The organism is Methylobacterium sp. WL12 (genome assembly GCF_008039475.1).
Classification (GTDB): domain Bacteria; phylum Pseudomonadota; class Alphaproteobacteria; order Rhizobiales; family Beijerinckiaceae; genus Methylobacterium; species Methylobacterium cerastii.
Window position 1 is genome coordinate 1 of sequence record NZ_VRUW01000022.1, and the last position, 16,190, is coordinate 16,190.

Here is a 16,190-nt window from a genome sequence, read left to right on the forward strand (position 1 = left end):
TCACACGCGGAAGGCCCGCCCGGCCCGCGCCGAAGCGCGTCGGCCCGCTGGAGTTCCTCGGGCAGGTACGCGACGAGGGCCGCAAGGTCACGTGGCCGACCCGCAAGGAGACCACGGTCACCACGATCATGGTGTTCGTGATGGTGGTGGTTGCGAGCCTGTTCTTCACGGTGGTGGATCAGGGCCTGCGCTACTTCGTCGGCCTGATCCTGGGTCTCTAGGACAACACACACCGCCTCGGGCCCCGGCCCGCCGCGAACGCTCAGGAGTCGATCAGAACCGTGTCGAAGCGCTGGTACATCGTCCACGCCTACTCGAATTTCGAGAACAAGGTCGCCCAGTCCATCAAGGATCAGGCAGCCCAGCGTGGGCTCATGGACCTCTTCGAGGAGGTGATGGTCCCGACCGAGAAGGTCGTCGAGGTCCGCCGCGGGCGCAAGGTCGACGCGGAGCGGAAGTTCTTCCCCGGCTACGTGCTGGTGAAGTGCGACCTCACCGACGAGGTCTACCACCTGATCAAGAACACCCCGAAGGTCACGGGCTTCCTCGGCGCTGACAAGTCGAAGCCGGTACCGATCCCGGATTCGGAAGCCGAGCGGATCAAGGGCCAGGTCGCCGAGGGCGTCGATCGTCCCAAGCCCTCGATCTCCTTCGAGATCGGCGAGACGGTCCGCGTCGCTGACGGTCCCTTCGCCTCGTTCAACGGCACCGTCGAGGAAGTCGACGAGAGCCGCTCGCGCCTGAAGGTCGCCGTGTCGATCTTCGGCCGCGCCACCCCGGTGGAACTCGAATACGCCCAGGTCGAGAAGGCCTGACGTAGAGCGGACGGAGAGCGGCGGAGAGGGCAGGGGCGACCCTTCTCCCCGCAGCTCGAACTTCGCCGATCACACGCGGAAGGCCCGCCCGGTTCGCCGCCGGGGTCCACGGTCCGCACCGCGACCTGCAACCGCCCGTCCGACCGAGCCTCAGGCAGCCCGGCGGCGCGCAATCATTTGGGAGCAGTCCCATGGCGAAGAAGATCACGGGCTACGTGAAGCTTCAAGTCCCGGCCGGCGCCGCCAACCCGTCGCCGCCGATCGGTCCCGCGCTCGGTCAGCGCGGCCTCAACATCATGGAATTCTGCAAGGCCTTCAATGCGAAGACCGCGCAGATCGAGAAGGGGACCCCGATCCCGGTCGTGATCACGGCTTATCAGGATCGCAGCTTCACCTTCGAGATGAAGCAGCCGCCGGTCACCTTCTTCCTGAAGAAGGCCGCGGGCCTGAAGATCGGCAAGAAGCCGGCCTCGGGCTCCAAGACCCCCGGCAAACCCGGCTCCAACGTCGGCAAGGTCTCCGAGGCGCAGCTTCGCGAGATCGCCGAGAAGAAGATGCCCGACCTGAACTGCGACTCGGTGGACGCCGCCGTCGCGATGATCCGTGGCTCCGCGCGGGCCATGGGCCTCGAAGTCACCGCGTAAGGGGAGGGCACCATGGCACACGAAGGCAAGCGCATCCGCGCCGCCCGCGAGGGCATCGACCCGACCAAGCTCTATGGCATCGCCGAGGCGGTCGCGATGGTGAAGGCCAAGGCCAACGCCAAGTTCGACGAGACCGTCGAGGTCTCGATGAACCTCGGCGTCGACCCGCGCCACGCCGACCAGATGGTCCGCGGCGTCTGCAACCTGCCCAACGGCTCCGGCCGGACGGTGCGGGTGGCGGTGTTCGCCCGCGGCGCCAAGGCGGACGACGCCCGCGCGGCCGGCGCCGACATCGTCGGCGCCGAGGACCTCCTCGAGATCGTCCAGGGCGGCAAGATCGACTTCGATCGCTGCATCGCCACCCCGGACATGATGCCGCTCGTCGGTCGCCTCGGTAAGGTGCTCGGCCCCCGCGGCCTGATGCCGAACCCGAAGGTCGGCACCGTCACCATGGACGTGAAGTCCGCGGTCGCCGGCGCCAAGGGCGGCTCGGTCGAGTTCCGCGTCGAGAAGGCGGGCATCGTCCACGCCGGCATCGGCAAGGTCTCGTTCGACGAGCAGAAGCTCGTCGAGAACATCAAGGCGTTCGCCGACGCGGTGGCCAAGGCCAAGCCCGCCGGCTCCAAGGGCACCTACATCCAGCGCATCGCCGTCACCTCGACGATGGGCCCGGGCGTGAAGGTCGAGCCGGGCTCCGTCCTCGGCGCCTGATCCGTCCCGCACGAACGACGAAGCGCCCGGCCCCTGCGGCCGGGCGTTTTTCGTTTGAGTCCTCCCGCTGCGGGCCACCGATGACGTCTCACGTCGACATCCTGGCCAGCCAGCGGAACGGAACGCTCTATACCGGTTCCACGACGGATCTCGCACGACGCGTCTGGGAGCATCGGCCTGCAGTGACGCCCGGCTTCACCAAGACCTACGGCGTCGTGATGCTGGTCTGGTCCGAGGATCATCCGCGCATCATCGACGCTCGGATTCGTGAGTACGCGATCAAGCGCTGGCGGCGAGCCTGGAAGCTGGCGCTGATCGAGGCGATGAACCCGGATTGGCGTGATCTGTATCTCGATCTCAATCAGTAGCCAGAGCCGCTGCGCGGCGCTTTCCATGCTGGGTCCCGGATCGGGTTCCGCTTCGCTTCACCCGTCCGGGAAATCGGGTGCGCATGACTCGACCCTGGCAGCAAACCCTCGCCGTTTTCCCGGACGCCTGAAGCGTCAGCGAAAGGCGAGCCGGGCCCCAGCACGAGAAGCGCCGCGGAGCGGCTCCATACCCGCCATCACGATGCAGATTGCCGCAGCGAAGGGGGGCGCCATCGCCCGTGCCTGTGCTAAATAGACGGCATGCGATGCACCCTCCCCGTACAGACCAAGCGACGCATCCTATGCGTCTTCCCCGCCTACACGCCGTCCTTCGGGACGTTCTCCCACGCCTACCCGTTGATGGGCGGCGTGAAGGCCTTCATGCCGCCGCAGGGGCTCCTGCTGATCTCGGCCTACATGCCGGAAGGCTGGGAGTGCCGGTTCGTCGACGAGAACATCAAGCGCGCCACGCCTGAGGAGTTCGCCTGGGCCGACGCGGTGTTCGTGTCGGGCATGCACATCCAGGAGCCGCAGATCCACGAGATCGCCAAGCGTGCGCACGCCGCCGGCAAGGTGACGGTGCTCGGCGGCCCCTCGGTCTCGGGCGCCCCGGAGAAGTACCCAGACTTCGACTACCTCCACATGGGCGAGATCGGCGACGCCACGGACGAGCTGGTATCGATCCTCGACCGCGACCTGACGCGCCCCTCGGCCCAGGTTCGGCTCGAGACGAAGGAGCGGCTGCCGCTCTCCGACTTCCCGGCGCCGGCCTACGAGGCGGCTCCGTTGAAGCGCTACCTGATCGGCTCGCTGCAATTCTCGTCGGGCTGTCCGTACCGCTGCGAGTTCTGCGACATCCCGCAGCTCTACGGGCGCCAGCCGCGGCTGAAGAGCGCCGAGCAGATGTGCGCCGAGCTCGACGCGATCATCAGCCAGCCCGGCCACCCGGCGGTGGTCTACTTCGTCGACGACAACTTCATCGCCAACCGCAAGGCGACGCGGGACATGCTCCCGCACCTGGTGGCGTGGCAGAAGAAGAACGACTACCCGCTCCAGTTCGCCTGCGAGGCGACCCTGAACATGGCCAAGCAGCCCGAGATCCTCGAGCTGATGCGCCAGGCGAACTTCATGACCGTGTTCGTCGGCATCGAGACGCCGGAGGAGGACGCGCTCAAGGGCATCGACAAGACCCACAACGCCGCCGTGCCGATGTACGGCGCGATCGAGACGCTCAACTCCTACGGGCTCGAAGTGACCTCGGGCATCATCCTCGGCCTCGACACCGAATCGGACGCTTCCGAGCAGTACCTGATCGACTTCATCGACAAGTCGGGCATCCCCGTCCTGACGATCAACATTCTCCAGGCGCTGCCGAAGACTCCGCTCTGGGACCGGCTCGAGAAGGAGGGGCGGCTGCTCCACGACGCCAGCCTCGAATCGAACGTGCTGTTCAAGCGTCCGCACGACACCGTGGTGTCGAGCTGGCGCCGGGCCATCGCGCACGCCTACGAGCCGGAAAAGATCTTCGAGCGCTTCAAGCACCAGTGCGCGACGACCTATCCCCACCGGATCAAGACGCCGACCAAGGGCAAGCTCACCTTCACCAACCTACGCCGCGGGCTGATCCTCGGGTTCAACATCATCACCCGGGTCGGCATCTTCTCCGACTACCGGCGGCCGTTCTGGTCGGCGGCCGGCTACGCCCTGAAGCGCGGGCAGATCGAGGCGGTGTTCAACATGGGCTTCGTCGCCCACCACCTGATCCGCTTCACCCGCGAGGCCCTGCGCGGCGAGCACAACGCCTCGTTCTACGCGGCCAAGGCCGCCGAGACGGAGGCCGCGCGGCAGCGCTCGTGGTGGGAGAACGCGCGCAAGCGCTTCGTGCCGGAGCGCGAGGCGGCCTAGGGCCGCGACGGCCGGCGCGGCGCGACCACGTCGGAAAAGTCGCGTTTCGGCACTTGGCAGGGCGCTTGCTTCGCTCTATACACCGCGCTCCACGCAATTTTCATGTTTGTTGATGGAGCCCGTCCGCCCGGGCGGGCTCCGTATCGAGACGCCGCCTGGGTGACCGGGCGTCGATGGCCGGCAGGACCTAAGGGGTGAAAACCTCTGAAGGCCGTGTCCGGCTATGTCCTGTCCGAGACTGCAGGTGCCGGTTCGCCGGCTTAATCCGCAAAGCCTGCACAGACGGGGAAGACCGCAGTTTCGAAGCGCCCGACCGATGAGGGACGGCGTGAAGGCATCGGTTTGAACCATCTCAGCCCTTAGGCATCGCACCCCTCGCGGGGGCGGCACCGGGGGACAGGGCCGTGAAGCGTCGTCCAGGACGTTTTCGGCTTAACCAAGGTCGAAGTTCCGTCCCGGGCGGCACGTGCAACCGGCGGACCCATTCTCGGGTTCCGCTCAAACCGGAGAGAGCCCCAGTGGACAGGACAGCAAAAGCTGATCTCGTCTCGACGCTCAACGGCGTGTTCGCAAAGAGCGCCGTCGTCGTCGTGGCCCACTACAAAGGCCTCACGGTCGCCGAGATGCAGAAGCTGCGTTCGCAGATGAAGCTGGCCGGCGCCACCGTGCAGGTCGCGAAGAACAGCCTCGCCAGCATCGCTCTCGATGGCACGGACGTCGCCTCCATCAAGCCCCTCCTGAAGGGCCCGACCCTGCTCGCCTATTCGAGCGATCCGGTCGCGGCCGCCAAGGTGGCAGTGGATTTCGCCAAGGCAAACGACAAGCTCGTGATCCTCGGCGGCGCCATGGGTGCGACCGCTCTGAACCCGGACGGCGTGAAGGCCCTCGCCTCGCTTCCGTCCCTCGACGAACTGCGCGCCAAGATCGTGGGCCTCGTCCAGGCTCCCGCGACCAAGATCGCTCAGGTCGTCAACGCGCCGGCGGCCAAGCTCGCCCGCGTATTCGGAGCCTATGCCATCAAGGACGAAGCGGCCTGACGGTCGTTCACCCCTTTCAAACCCATCCCTTCACACCGATATCGTTAGAGGATCATCACCATGGCTGATCTTGCCAAGCTCGTTGACGACCTGTCGTCGCTGACCGTTCTCGAGGCCGCCGACCTCGCCAAGATGCTCGAAGAGAAGTGGGGCGTCTCGGCTGCCGCCGCCGTCGCCGTGGCCGCCGGCCCGGCCGCCGGTGCGGGCGCCGCCGCCGTCGAGGAGCAGACCGAGTTCACGGTCATGCTCGCCGCCGTCGGCGACAAGAAGATCGAGGTCATCAAGGAGGTCCGCGCGATCACCGGCCTCGGCCTCAAGGAAGCCAAGGACCTCGTCGAGGCGGCCCCGAAGGCCGTCAAGGAGTCCGTCACCAAGGACGAGGGCGAGAAGCTCAAGGCGCAGCTCGAGAAGGCCGGCGCCAAGGTCGAGCTCAAGTAAGTCGACGACGGGCCGCACCCGGCCCGTCACCCACGGCGGCTCTCTCGGGAGTCGGCCGTGACCGCAGCCCGCGGGTGTTCGCACCCGCGGGCTGAGGCCGCTTCAAGCGGCCGGCGAACCCTGGAACGGGTTTCGGCTTGGGACAAGCCGCTGGGAACAGTCGATTCGGGTGGCGCGGTCCGGCGGGACGCGAGCCATGGCCCGGTGCGGGAGTTGGAAAAACTTCCCCGGGCGACCAGGACGCGAAGATGGTGGAGCGAGGTCACATGGCCAATACGCTGGTCGGTCGCAAGCGCATTCGGAAGTTCTTCGGCAAGATCAAGGAAGTCGCCGAGATGCCGAACCTCATCGAGGTTCAGAAGGCGTCCTACGACCAGTTCCTGATGATGCACGAGCCCGAGGGCGGTCGCGGCGACGAGGGCCTGCAGAGCGTGTTCCGGGGCGTATTCCCGATCTCGGACTTCTCCTCGACGGCGCTGCTCGAGTTCGTGCGCTACACCTTCGAGCAGCCGAAGTACGACGTCGACGAGTGCCGCCAGCGCGGCATCACCTTCGCGGCCCCGCTGAAGGTGACCCTGCGGCTGATCGTGTTCGATGTCGATCCCGACACGGCGGCGAAGTCGGTCAAGGACATCAAGGAGCAGGACGTCTACATGGGCGACATGCCCCTGATGACGGAGAACGGCACCTTCATCGTCAACGGCACCGAGCGCGTCATCGTCTCGCAGATGCACCGCTCGCCGGGCGTGTTCTTCGACCACGACAAGGGCAAGACCCACTCGTCGGGCAAGCTGCTGTTCGCCGCCCGCATCATCCCGTATCGCGGCTCCTGGCTCGACGTCGAGTTCGACGCCAAGGACATCGTGCACGTCCGCATCGACCGGAAGCGCAAGCTGCCGGTGACGTCGCTGCTCTATGCGCTCGGCCTGTCGGGCGAGGAGATCCTGTCCACCTTCTACAACAAGGTCGTCTACGACCGGGACGGCGCCGACTGGCGCGTGCCGTTCGACGCCGAGCGGCTGAAGGGCTTCAAGGCCTCGGTCGACATGATCGACGCCGATTCCGGCGAGGTCGTGCTCGAAACCGGTAAGAAGCTGAACGCCCGCAACGCCCGCCAGATCGCCGAGAAGGGCACCAAGTTCCTCAAGGCGACCGACGAGGACCTGGTCGGCCAGTACGTCGCCGAGGACCTCGTCGACGTGAAGACCGGCGAGATCTGGGCCGAGGCCGGCGAGGAGATCTCCGAGAAGCTGCTCAAGGCGCTGGAAGAGGTCGGCGTCGCCGAGATCCCGGTGCTCGACATCGACCACGTCAACATCGGCCCCTACATCCGCAACACGTTGGCCGTGGACAAGAACTCCGCTCGCGAGGGCGCGCTGTTCGACATCTACCGCGTCATGCGCCCGGGCGAGCCGCCGACGCTGGAGACGGCGGAAGCGATGTTCCACTCGCTGTTCTTCGACAGCGAGCGCTACGACCTGTCCGCCGTCGGCCGCGTGAAGATGAACATGCGCCTTGACCTCGATGCCGAGGACACCGTCCGCACCCTCCGCAAGGAGGACATGCTGTCGGTCGTCATGGCGCTCGTGGAGCTGCGCGACGGCAAGGGCGAGATCGACGACATCGACCACCTCGGCAACCGCCGCGTCCGGTCGGTCGGCGAGCTGATGGAGAACCAGTACCGCCTCGGCCTGCTCCGCATGGAGCGCGCCATCCGCGAGCGCATGAGCCAGGTCGACATCGACACGGTGATGCCGCAGGACCTCATCAACGCGAAGCCCGCGGCGGCCGCGGTGCGCGAGTTCTTCGGCTCGTCGCAGCTGTCCCAGTTCATGGACCAGACCAACCCGCTCTCCGAGGTGACGCACAAGCGCCGCCTCTCGGCGCTTGGCCCGGGCGGCCTGACCCGCGAGCGCGCCGGCTTCGAGGTGCGCGACGTGCACCCGACCCACTACGGCCGCATCTGCCCGATCGAGACGCCGGAAGGCCCGAACATCGGCCTGATCAACTCACTCGCCACCTTCGCGCGCGTGAACAAGTACGGCTTCATCGAGACCCCGTTCCGTCGGGTCAAGGACGGCGTCGTCACCAACGAGGTCTCGTACCTCTCCGCGATGGAGGAGGCGAAGTACTACGTCGCCCAGGCCAACGCGCAGATGGACGAGAACAAGAAGCTCACCGAGGAGCTGGTGGTCTGCCGCCGCGCCGGCGACGTGATCGTCGTCGGCCCCGAGCGCGTCGACCTGATGGACGTGTCGCCGAAGCAGCTCGTGTCGGTGGCCGCGGCGCTGATCCCGTTCCTCGAGAACGACGACGCCAACCGCGCGCTGATGGGCTCGAACATGCAGCGGCAGGCCGTGCCGCTGGTCCGCGCCGACGCGCCGTTCGTCGGCACCGGCATGGAGGCCGTGGTCGCCCGCGACTCGGGCGCCGCCATCGCCGCTCGCCGCTCCGGCATCGTTGATCAGGTGGACGCCACCCGTATCGTCATCCGGGCCACCGAGGAGGCCGACGCCACCAAGCCCGGCGTCGACATCTACCGCCTGCAGAAGTTCCAGCGCTCCAACCAGTCGACCTGCATCACGCAGAAGCCGCTGGTCCGCGTCGGAGAGCCGGTGAAGAAGGGCGAGATCATCGCCGACGGCCCGTCCACCGAGTTCGGCGAGCTCGCGCTCGGCCGCAACGTCCTCGTCGCGTTCATGCCGTGGAACGGGTACAACTTCGAGGACTCGATCCTGCTTTCCGAGCGGATCGTGAAGGATGACGTGTTCACCTCGATCCATATCGAGGAATTCGAGGTGATGGCCCGCGACACCAAGCTGGGTCCGGAGGAGATCACCCGCGACATCCCGAACGTCTCGGAGGAGGCACTCAAGAACCTCGACGAGGCCGGCATCGTCTACATCGGCGCCGAGGTGCATGCGGGCGACATCCTCGTCGGCAAGATCACCCCGAAGGGCGAGAGCCCGATGACGCCGGAGGAGAAACTCCTTCGCGCCATCTTCGGCGAGAAGGCGTCCGACGTGCGCGACACGTCGCTCCGGGTTCCCCCGGGCGTGACCGGCACGATCGTCGAGGTCCGGGTGTTCAACCGCCACGGCGTCGACAAGGACGAGCGCGCCCAGGCGATCGAGCGCGAGGAGATCGAGCGCCTCGCCAAGGACCGCGACGACGAGCAGGCGATCCTCGACCGCAACACCTACGCCCGCCTCTCCGGCGTGCTGATCGGCCAGGCGCCGATCGCCGGCCCGAAGGGGTTCAAGAAGGAGACCACGCTGACGCGTGAGCTCATCAACGAGTACCCGCGCTCGCAATGGTGGCAGTTCGCCGTCGTCGAGGACCGTCTCATGACCGAGATGGAGGCGATGCAGAAGCAGTACGACGAGTCGAAGAAGCGCCTCGAGCAGCGCTTCCTCGACAAGGTCGAGAAGCTGCAGCGCGGCGACGAGTTGCCCCCCGGCGTGATGAAGATGGTCAAGGTCTTCGTCGCGGTGAAGCGCAAGATCCAGCCGGGCGACAAGATGGCCGGCCGCCACGGCAACAAGGGCGTGGTCTCGCGGATCGTACCGATCGAAGACATGCCGTTCCTCGAGGACGGGACCCACGCCGACATCGTGCTCAACCCGCTCGGCGTGCCCTCGCGCATGAACGTCGGCCAGATCCTCGAGACCCACCTCGGCTGGGCCGCGGCCGGCCTCGGCCGCAAGGTCGGCAAGGCGGTCGACGCCTACCTGAAGAGCCAGGACATCGAGCCGCTGCGGGCCGAGATGCAGGCGATCTACTCCCCGTCGGAGCTGGAAGGCCTGTCGGACGAGGACATGGCCGAGGCCGCCAACAACGTGCGCCGCGGCGTGCCGATGGCGACCCCGGTGTTCAACGGCGCCAAGGAAGCCGACATCGAGACCATGCTGGAGATGGCCGGCCTCGACCGCTCGGCGCAGTCGACGCTCTATGACGGGCGCACCGGCGAGCCCTTCGACCGCAAGGTGACGATGGGCTACATCTACATGCTGAAGCTCCACCACCTCGTGGACGACAAGATCCACGCGCGCTCGATCGGCCCGTACTCGCTGGTCACCCAGCAGCCGCTCGGCGGAAAGGCGCAGTTCGGCGGGCAGCGCTTCGGCGAGATGGAGGTCTGGGCGCTGGAGGCCTACGGTGCGGCCTACACGCTGCAGGAGATGCTCACGGTGAAGTCGGACGACGTGGCCGGCCGCACCAAGGTCTACGAGGCGATCGTCCGCGGCGACGACACCTTCGAGGCCGGCATTCCCGAGAGCTTCAACGTGCTGGTGAAGGAGATGCGGTCGCTCGGTCTCAACGTCGAGCTGACCTCGTCCAAGAAGGCCGCCAACGACGCCCTCGAGCCGCCCGCCGACGCGGCCGAGTAATCGGACGCCTCGTCGAGCGAAGTGGAAGCCGGTTCGCGTGAAGACGATGCGGACCACGAAGGACACGACACCTCCCGTGCCGGCAGCGATGCCGGCACGGTTCGAGCGGGGAGGGGCGGAGCCTCCGGACGGGCCGACGGCCAGCGGCGCCCCGACGGGCGCGGCGCCGAGTTGATTTCAAGACGCGGACGGCGCCGGCGCAGGGCGCGCGTTCCCGTCAAGCAAGGAGCGGATCATGAACCAAGAGGTCATGAACCTTTTCAACCAGCAGGCTCAGCCCCAGAGCTTCGACCAGATCAAGATCTCAATCTCCAGCCCCGAAAAGATCCTCTCGTGGTCTTACGGCGAGATCAAGAAGCCCGAGACGATCAACTACCGGACGTTCAAGCCGGAGCGTGACGGCCTGTTCTGCGCCCGCATCTTCGGGCCGATCAAGGACTACGAGTGCTTGTGCGGCAAGTACAAGCGCATGAAGTACAAGGGCGTCATCTGCGAGAAGTGCGGCGTCGAGGTCACCCTCGCGCGCGTCCGGCGCGACCGCATGGGCCATATCGAGCTCGCCGCCCCCGTCGCCCACATCTGGTTCCTGAAGTCGCTGCCGAGCCGCATCGGCCTGCTGCTCGACATGCCGCTCAAGGACCTCGAGCGGATTCTCTACTTCGAGTCCTACTGCGTCATCGAGCCGGGCCTCACCCCCCTCAAGGAGCGTCAGCTCCTGTCGGAGGAGGAGTACCTGCGCGCCCAGGAGGAGTACGGCGAGGATTCGTTCACGGCGATGATCGGCGCCGAGGCGATCCGCCGGATCCTCCAGGAGCTCGACCTCGACGGCATCGCCGACGCGCTGCGCGAGGAGATCGCGACCACCACCTCCGAGCTGAAGCCCAAGAAGCTCTTGAAGCGCCTCAAGATCATCGAGGCGTTTCAGATGTCGGGCAACAAGCCCGAGTGGATGATCCTGACCGTCGTCCCCGTGATCCCGCCGGACCTGCGTCCGCTGGTTCCGCTCGACGGCGGCCGCTTCGCCACGTCGGACCTGAACGACCTCTACCGCCGCGTGATCAACCGCAACAACCGCCTCAAGCGGCTGATCGAGCTTCGCGCGCCCGACATCATCATCCGCAACGAGAAGCGGATGCTGCAGGAGGCCGTCGACGCGCTGTTCGACAACGGCCGCCGCGGCCGGGTCATCACCGGCGCCAACAAGCGTCCGCTGAAGTCGCTCGCCGACATGCTCAAGGGCAAGCAGGGCCGCTTCCGCCAGAACCTGCTCGGCAAGCGCGTCGACTACTCCGGTCGCTCGGTCATCGTGGTCGGCCCCGAGCTGAAGCTGCACCAGTGCGGCCTGCCGAAGAAGATGGCGCTCGAGCTGTTCAAGCCCTTCATCTACGCGCGCCTCGACGCCAAGGGCTTCTCGGCCACCGTCAAGCAGGCGAAGAAGCTCGTCGAGAAGGAGAAGCCCGAGGTCTGGGACATCCTCGATGAGGTGATCCGCGAGCATCCCGTGATGCTCAACCGCGCGCCGACGCTCCACCGTCTCGGCATTCAGGCGTTCGAGCCGAAGCTGATCGAGGGCAAGGCGATCCAGCTGCACCCGCTGGTCTGCGCCGCGTTCAACGCCGACTTCGACGGCGACCAGATGGCCGTGCACGTTCCCCTGAGCCTCGAGGCTCAGCTGGAGGCGCGCGTCCTGATGATGTCGACCAACAACATCCTGCACCCGGCCAACGGCCAGCCGATCATCGTGCCCTCGCAGGATATCGTGCTCGGCCTGTACTACCTCTCCATCGTCGGCGAGGGCTTGGTCGGCGCGTTCCAGCCCGACCACAAGACCAACCCGATGCAGGGCGTCTACGGCGACATGGGCGAGCTCGAGCACGCGCTCGCCGCGAAGTCCGTGAAGCTGCACTCGAAGATCAAGTGGCGCTGGAAGGGCATCGGCCCCGACGGCCAGCCGCTTACCAAGACCTACGACACCACGCCCGGCCGGGTGATCCTGTCCGGCGCGCTGCCGCTGCACGCCAAGGTGCCCTTCGACGTCGTCAACAAGCTGATGACCAAGAAGGAGATCTCGTCGATGATCGACACCGTCTACCGCCACTGCGGTCAGAAGGAGTCGGTGATCTTCTGCGATCGCATCATGGCGCTCGGCTTCAACCATGCGTTCAAGGCCGGCATCTCGTTCGGCAAGGACGACATGGTCGTGCCCGAGAACAAGTGGACCATCGTCGACACCACGCGCACGCTGGTGAAGGACTACGAGCAGCAGTACAACGACGGCCTGATCACTCAGGGCGAGAAGTACAACAAGGTGGTCGATGCCTGGGCCAAGTGCTCGGACAAGCTCGCCGCCGAGATGATGCTCCGGATCTCGACCGTCCAGAAGGACGAGGACGGCGCCGACAAGCAGATCAACTCGATCTACATGATGAGCCACTCCGGTGCGCGCGGTTCGCCGGCGCAGATGAAGCAGCTCGCCGCCATGCGTGGCCTGATGGCCAAGCCCTCGGGCGAGATCATCGAGACGCCGATCATCTCAAACTTCAAGGAAGGCCTCGACGTGCTCGAGTACTTCAACTCCACCCACGGCGCCCGCAAGGGCCTCGCGGACACGGCGTTGAAGACCGCCAACTCGGGCTACCTGACCCGTCGTCTCGTCGACGTGGCCCAGGACGCGGTCATCCGCGAGGTCGATTGCGGCACGACCAACGGCATCAAGATGCGCGCCATCATCGATGCCGGCCAAGTCGTCGCCACGCTGGCGATCCGCATCCTCGGCCGCGCCACGGCGGAGGACCTGGTCGCCCAGGACGGCACGGTCATCGTCAAGACCGGCGAGACCATCGAGGAGCGTCACCTGCCCGCCATCCAGGCGGCCGGGATCCAGGAGGTGAAGATCCGCTCGGTGCTGGTGTGCCAGACCCGTCAGGGCGTCTGCGCCACCTGCTACGGCCGGGATCTGGCCCGCGGCACGCCCGTCAACATGGGCGAGGCCGTCGGCGTCATCGCGGCGCAGTCGATCGGCGAGCCGGGCACCCAGCTCACCATGCGCACCTTCCACATCGGCGGCGCGGCGCAGATCGCGGATTCGTCCTTCATCGAGTCGAGCTTCGAAGGCACGATCAAGATCCGCAACCGCGCGATTGCTAAGAACTCGGACGGCGACCTGATCGCCACCGGCCGCAACGTGGCCGTGGTGGTCGTCGGCTCCGACGGCACGGAGCGGGCGGTGCACCGCCTGCAGTACGGCGCGCGCCTGCGCGTCGATGACGGCGACAAGGTGAAGCGCGGCCAGCGCATCGCCGAGTGGGACCCCTACACCCGTCCGATCATCACCGAGACGGACGGCGTCGTGATGTACGAGGACATGGTCGACGGCCAGTCGATCACCGAGACCACCGACGAGTCGACCGGCATCGCCAAGCGCGTCGTCATCGACTGGCGCGGCTCGGCGCGCACCTCGGACCTCAAGCCGGCGATGGTGGTCGTCGATTCCGAGGGCAAGCCGGTCAAGCTGCCGCGCGGCTCGGACGCCCGCTACTTCCTCCCGGTCGACGCCATCATCGGCTACGACCCGGGCGGCTCGGTGAAGGCCGGTGACATCCTCGCCCGCGTCTCCACCGACTCGGCCAAGACCCGCGACATCACCGGCGGTCTGCCGCGGGTGGCGGAGCTGTTCGAGGCGCGGCGCCCGAAGGACGCGGCGATCATCGCCGAGAAGTCGGGCACCATCGCCTTCGGGCGCGACTACAAGAACAAGCGCCGCTTGTCGCTGACGCCGCATGACGGCTCGGAGACGGTCGAGTACCTGATCCCGAAGGGCAAGCACATCCACCTTCAGGACGGGGACGTGGTCGAGCTCGGCGACTACATCGTCGACGGCAACCCGGCGCCGCACGACATCCTGGCGATCAAGGGCGTGGAGGAGCTTGCGGCTTACCTCGTCAACGAGATCCAGGAGGTCTACCGGCTCCAGGGCGTGTCGATCAACGACAAGCACATCGAGGTCATCGTCCGGCAGATGCTGCAGAAGGTCGAGATCACCGATGGCGGCGACTCGGACATCCTGGCGGGCGACCAGATCGACCGCACGGAGCTGACCGAGGTCAACGAGAAGCTGCTCGCCGAGGGCAAGAAGCCGGTCCAGGGCGTCCCCGTCCTGCTCGGCATCACCAAGGCCTCGCTGCAGACGAAGTCGTTCATCTCGGCGGCCTCGTTCCAGGAGACCACTCGCGTCCTCACAGAGGCGGCGGTCAACGGCAAGGTCGATCACCTCGAAGGCCTTAAGGAGAACGTCATCGTCGGCTCGCTCATTCCGGCGGGCACCGGCTCGATGGTGGCCGACATCCGCGCGGTGGCACGCCGCCGCGACAGCATGATCCTCCAGCAGAAGGCGTCCGACAGCGGCGCCCGCCCGCTGGGCGAGCTGCCCTCGGCTGCTGCCGAGTAGGCCGCAAGCGCTCCACGACATGCGAAAGGGCGGCCCGGTGGGCCGCCCTTTTCGTTTCAGGGTCGGGCGCTGCGGGCTGAAACGGAGGATTCCGCGCAAGCGGAACCATGACCTTGGCCGTTCGTTCTGAGATCATGGAACACGTCAAGTCCACAATCCTCACGACCGCCGCGCTCGTCACGGGATTGATCACGGCCGCACATGTGCTGCATCCGCGTGATCCGGCCTTCGAGACGCGTCGCGGACACTCTGTCGTCGCGATCGCCGAGGCGGCGACGGCCTGGAACGACCCGCCGGCCCGCACGGCGCCGGTGGTGGAGGCGGCCCTGGTGCGCCCAGCCTCCTTCACCCTCCTGCCGATCGCGATGACGGCGAGCCTGTCGAGCGTCGAGGATCAGGCCGAGGCGCGTCCGGTGCGCAAGGCCGAGCACGTCCACGCCCGCCGGCCGATCGCCTCCACGCCGCGCAGCCAGCCGGCGACGGCACGGGTCGCGGAGCAGGCCGCAACCCCGGTCGCCTCGACCGCACAGCCGGGCAGGGCGGCCCAGGGCGACCCGATCGGCGACCTGATGAAGGCTCTGGGCCTCAACCGCGACAGCGAAGGCTGACACCGGCCTTCAGAGCCGCCCGGGGCGGCAGCGGTGGTAGACTAGCTTGGCCGCCAAACGGGTGCGTCACGCCCGGAAACACGTCCCCGCACGCCCACGACCCGTACTTTTTGATCCGCCGCCTCTTGGCCGAAGCTTGCCTACGAGCGTCAGCTCGCTCAGCGCTTCTTTCCGAGCTCGGTCGCGATGTCCTTGATCATGCGGCCGGCCTTGCGGTGCGCCGTGGTGAGCTGGTCCTGCGTCACGCCCCAGCGCTTCATCCAGTACTCGACCGCCTTCCGCTCGGAGAGGTCGAGCCGGTCCTTGTCGATGAAGCCGCGCTTGTCCTTCAGCCCTGCCATGGTCGCCTTCGAAAGAATGTCCGCGCCGAAACCGCGCCTGGTTCAGCATAGAGCAAGCGGGCAGGGGATACGGGAGCCAAGATCGTTCGCCGATGTCGCGCAGCAGGCTGGGCATTGCGTGCGCAAAGCGTTCGCTGCCCGAATAGTACCCGAGCGCGCGATCGTCCAAACATCTGGTGTTTCGGAAGCGAGAGACCGCGCCATCCGCGTCTCTCTCGAAGTCGGGTTCGCGTAAGAACCGCTGGGAGCGCCGCCATCGAGAAGCGCGGCCGCCCAAAACCCGTTTTCATGCACCTACGTCTCGATGTCCGACATCGAAGAACGTTGGTGCGGCCAAGAGGACTCGAACCTCCACCCCTTGCAGGACTAGCACCTCAAGCTAGCGCGTCTACCAATTCCGCCATGGCCGCATCGGCACCCGTCGGGTCCCGTTCGCTTTTCCGAAATCCGGGTCCGCTGCGGCGGCCGGCGTCTCGGGTGAGCGG

Annotated in this window: 12 protein-coding genes and 1 tRNA gene; 11 read left to right on the plus strand and 2 right to left on the minus strand. The window is 66.7% G+C overall.

From position 1 onward, the window contains the following. The 11 genes from secE to FV226_RS10895 all read left to right on the plus strand — a co-directional run. Positions 1 to 221: preprotein translocase subunit SecE (secE, locus tag FV226_RS10845; RefSeq protein ID WP_246691554.1), on the plus strand; the 221-nt coding region annotated here is incomplete at its 5' end. A gap of 60 nt (positions 222 to 281) precedes the next feature. Next, complete coding sequence (gene nusG, locus FV226_RS10850) at positions 282 to 815, plus strand: transcription termination/antitermination protein NusG (RefSeq protein ID WP_147752987.1); 534 nt, start codon at positions 282 to 284, stop codon at positions 813 to 815. 191 nt (positions 816 to 1,006) lie between these two features. After that, a complete protein-coding gene (gene rplK, locus FV226_RS10855; protein ID WP_147752988.1) occupies positions 1,007 to 1,459 on the plus strand; it encodes a 50S ribosomal protein L11 in 453 nt (150 codons plus the stop codon). Between the two features lie 12 nt (positions 1,460 to 1,471). Then, on the plus strand, positions 1,472 to 2,170 hold the full coding sequence (gene rplA, locus FV226_RS10860) for a 50S ribosomal protein L1 (protein WP_147762911.1): 699 nt from the start codon (positions 1,472 to 1,474) through the stop codon (positions 2,168 to 2,170). An 80-nt stretch (positions 2,171 to 2,250) separates the two neighbouring features. Continuing rightward, the gene (locus FV226_RS10865; RefSeq protein ID WP_147762912.1) at positions 2,251 to 2,538 is read left to right on the plus strand and encodes a GIY-YIG nuclease family protein; all 288 of its coding nucleotides are present in this window, start codon (positions 2,251 to 2,253) and stop codon (positions 2,536 to 2,538) included. Between the two features lie 261 nt (positions 2,539 to 2,799). Then, a complete protein-coding gene (locus FV226_RS10870) occupies positions 2,800 to 4,443 on the plus strand; it encodes a B12-binding domain-containing radical SAM protein (protein WP_147752991.1) in 1,644 nt (547 codons plus the stop codon). A 518-nt stretch (positions 4,444 to 4,961) separates the two neighbouring features. After that, positions 4,962 to 5,480: a 50S ribosomal protein L10 gene (gene rplJ, locus FV226_RS10875; protein ID WP_147752992.1), complete on the plus strand. Its 519-nt coding sequence runs from the start codon at positions 4,962 to 4,964 to the stop codon at positions 5,478 to 5,480. Between the two features lie 60 nt (positions 5,481 to 5,540). Beyond that, positions 5,541 to 5,918 (plus strand): 50S ribosomal protein L7/L12, encoded by a 378-nt coding sequence (gene rplL / locus FV226_RS10880; RefSeq protein WP_147752993.1) that lies wholly within the window; start codon positions 5,541 to 5,543, stop codon positions 5,916 to 5,918. A 266-nt stretch (positions 5,919 to 6,184) separates the two neighbouring features. Then, positions 6,185 to 10,309 carry a DNA-directed RNA polymerase subunit beta gene (rpoB, locus tag FV226_RS10885; RefSeq protein ID WP_147752994.1) on the plus strand — a complete coding sequence of 1,375 codons (4,125 nt, stop codon included), beginning with the start codon at positions 6,185 to 6,187 and terminating at the stop codon, positions 10,307 to 10,309. Between the two features lie 235 nt (positions 10,310 to 10,544). Continuing rightward, on the plus strand, positions 10,545 to 14,756 hold the full coding sequence (gene rpoC, locus FV226_RS10890) for a DNA-directed RNA polymerase subunit beta' (protein ID WP_147752995.1): 4,212 nt from the start codon (positions 10,545 to 10,547) through the stop codon (positions 14,754 to 14,756). A gap of 113 nt (positions 14,757 to 14,869) precedes the next feature. Beyond that, positions 14,870 to 15,364: a hypothetical protein gene (locus FV226_RS10895; RefSeq protein WP_147762913.1), complete on the plus strand. Its 495-nt coding sequence runs from the start codon at positions 14,870 to 14,872 to the stop codon at positions 15,362 to 15,364. A 158-nt stretch (positions 15,365 to 15,522) separates the two neighbouring features. Here FV226_RS10895 and FV226_RS10900 read toward each other — a convergent pair whose 3' ends face one another. Then, positions 15,523 to 15,705 (minus strand): DUF3606 domain-containing protein, encoded by a 183-nt coding sequence (locus FV226_RS10900; protein WP_147752997.1) that lies wholly within the window; start codon positions 15,703 to 15,705, stop codon positions 15,523 to 15,525. A gap of 325 nt (positions 15,706 to 16,030) precedes the next feature. Beyond that, positions 16,031 to 16,115, minus strand: a tRNA-Leu gene (locus tag FV226_RS10905). Positions 16,116 to 16,190 lie beyond the last annotated feature (75 nt).

What these genes read in the sequence shown, in the direction of transcription:
- rplK (WP_147752988.1), top strand. Translation starts at nt 1,007, where the DNA reads ATGGCGAAGAAGATCACGGGCTACGTGAAGCTTCAAGTCCCGGCCGGC.
- rplA (WP_147762911.1), top strand. Translation starts at nt 1,472, where the DNA reads ATGGCACACGAAGGCAAGCGCATCCGCGCCGCCCGCGAGGGCATCGAC.
- FV226_RS10865 (WP_147762912.1), top strand. Translation starts at nt 2,251, where the DNA reads ATGACGTCTCACGTCGACATCCTGGCCAGCCAGCGGAACGGAACGCTC.
- FV226_RS10870 (WP_147752991.1), top strand. Translation starts at nt 2,800, where the DNA reads ATGCGATGCACCCTCCCCGTACAGACCAAGCGACGCATCCTATGCGTC.
- rplL (WP_147752993.1), top strand. Translation starts at nt 5,541, where the DNA reads ATGGCTGATCTTGCCAAGCTCGTTGACGACCTGTCGTCGCTGACCGTT.
- rpoB (WP_147752994.1), top strand. Translation starts at nt 6,185, where the DNA reads ATGGCCAATACGCTGGTCGGTCGCAAGCGCATTCGGAAGTTCTTCGGC.
- rpoC (WP_147752995.1), top strand. Translation starts at nt 10,545, where the DNA reads ATGAACCAAGAGGTCATGAACCTTTTCAACCAGCAGGCTCAGCCCCAG.
- FV226_RS10900 (WP_147752997.1), bottom strand. Translation starts at nt 15,705, where the DNA reads ATGGCAGGGCTGAAGGACAAGCGCGGCTTCATCGACAAGGACCGGCTC.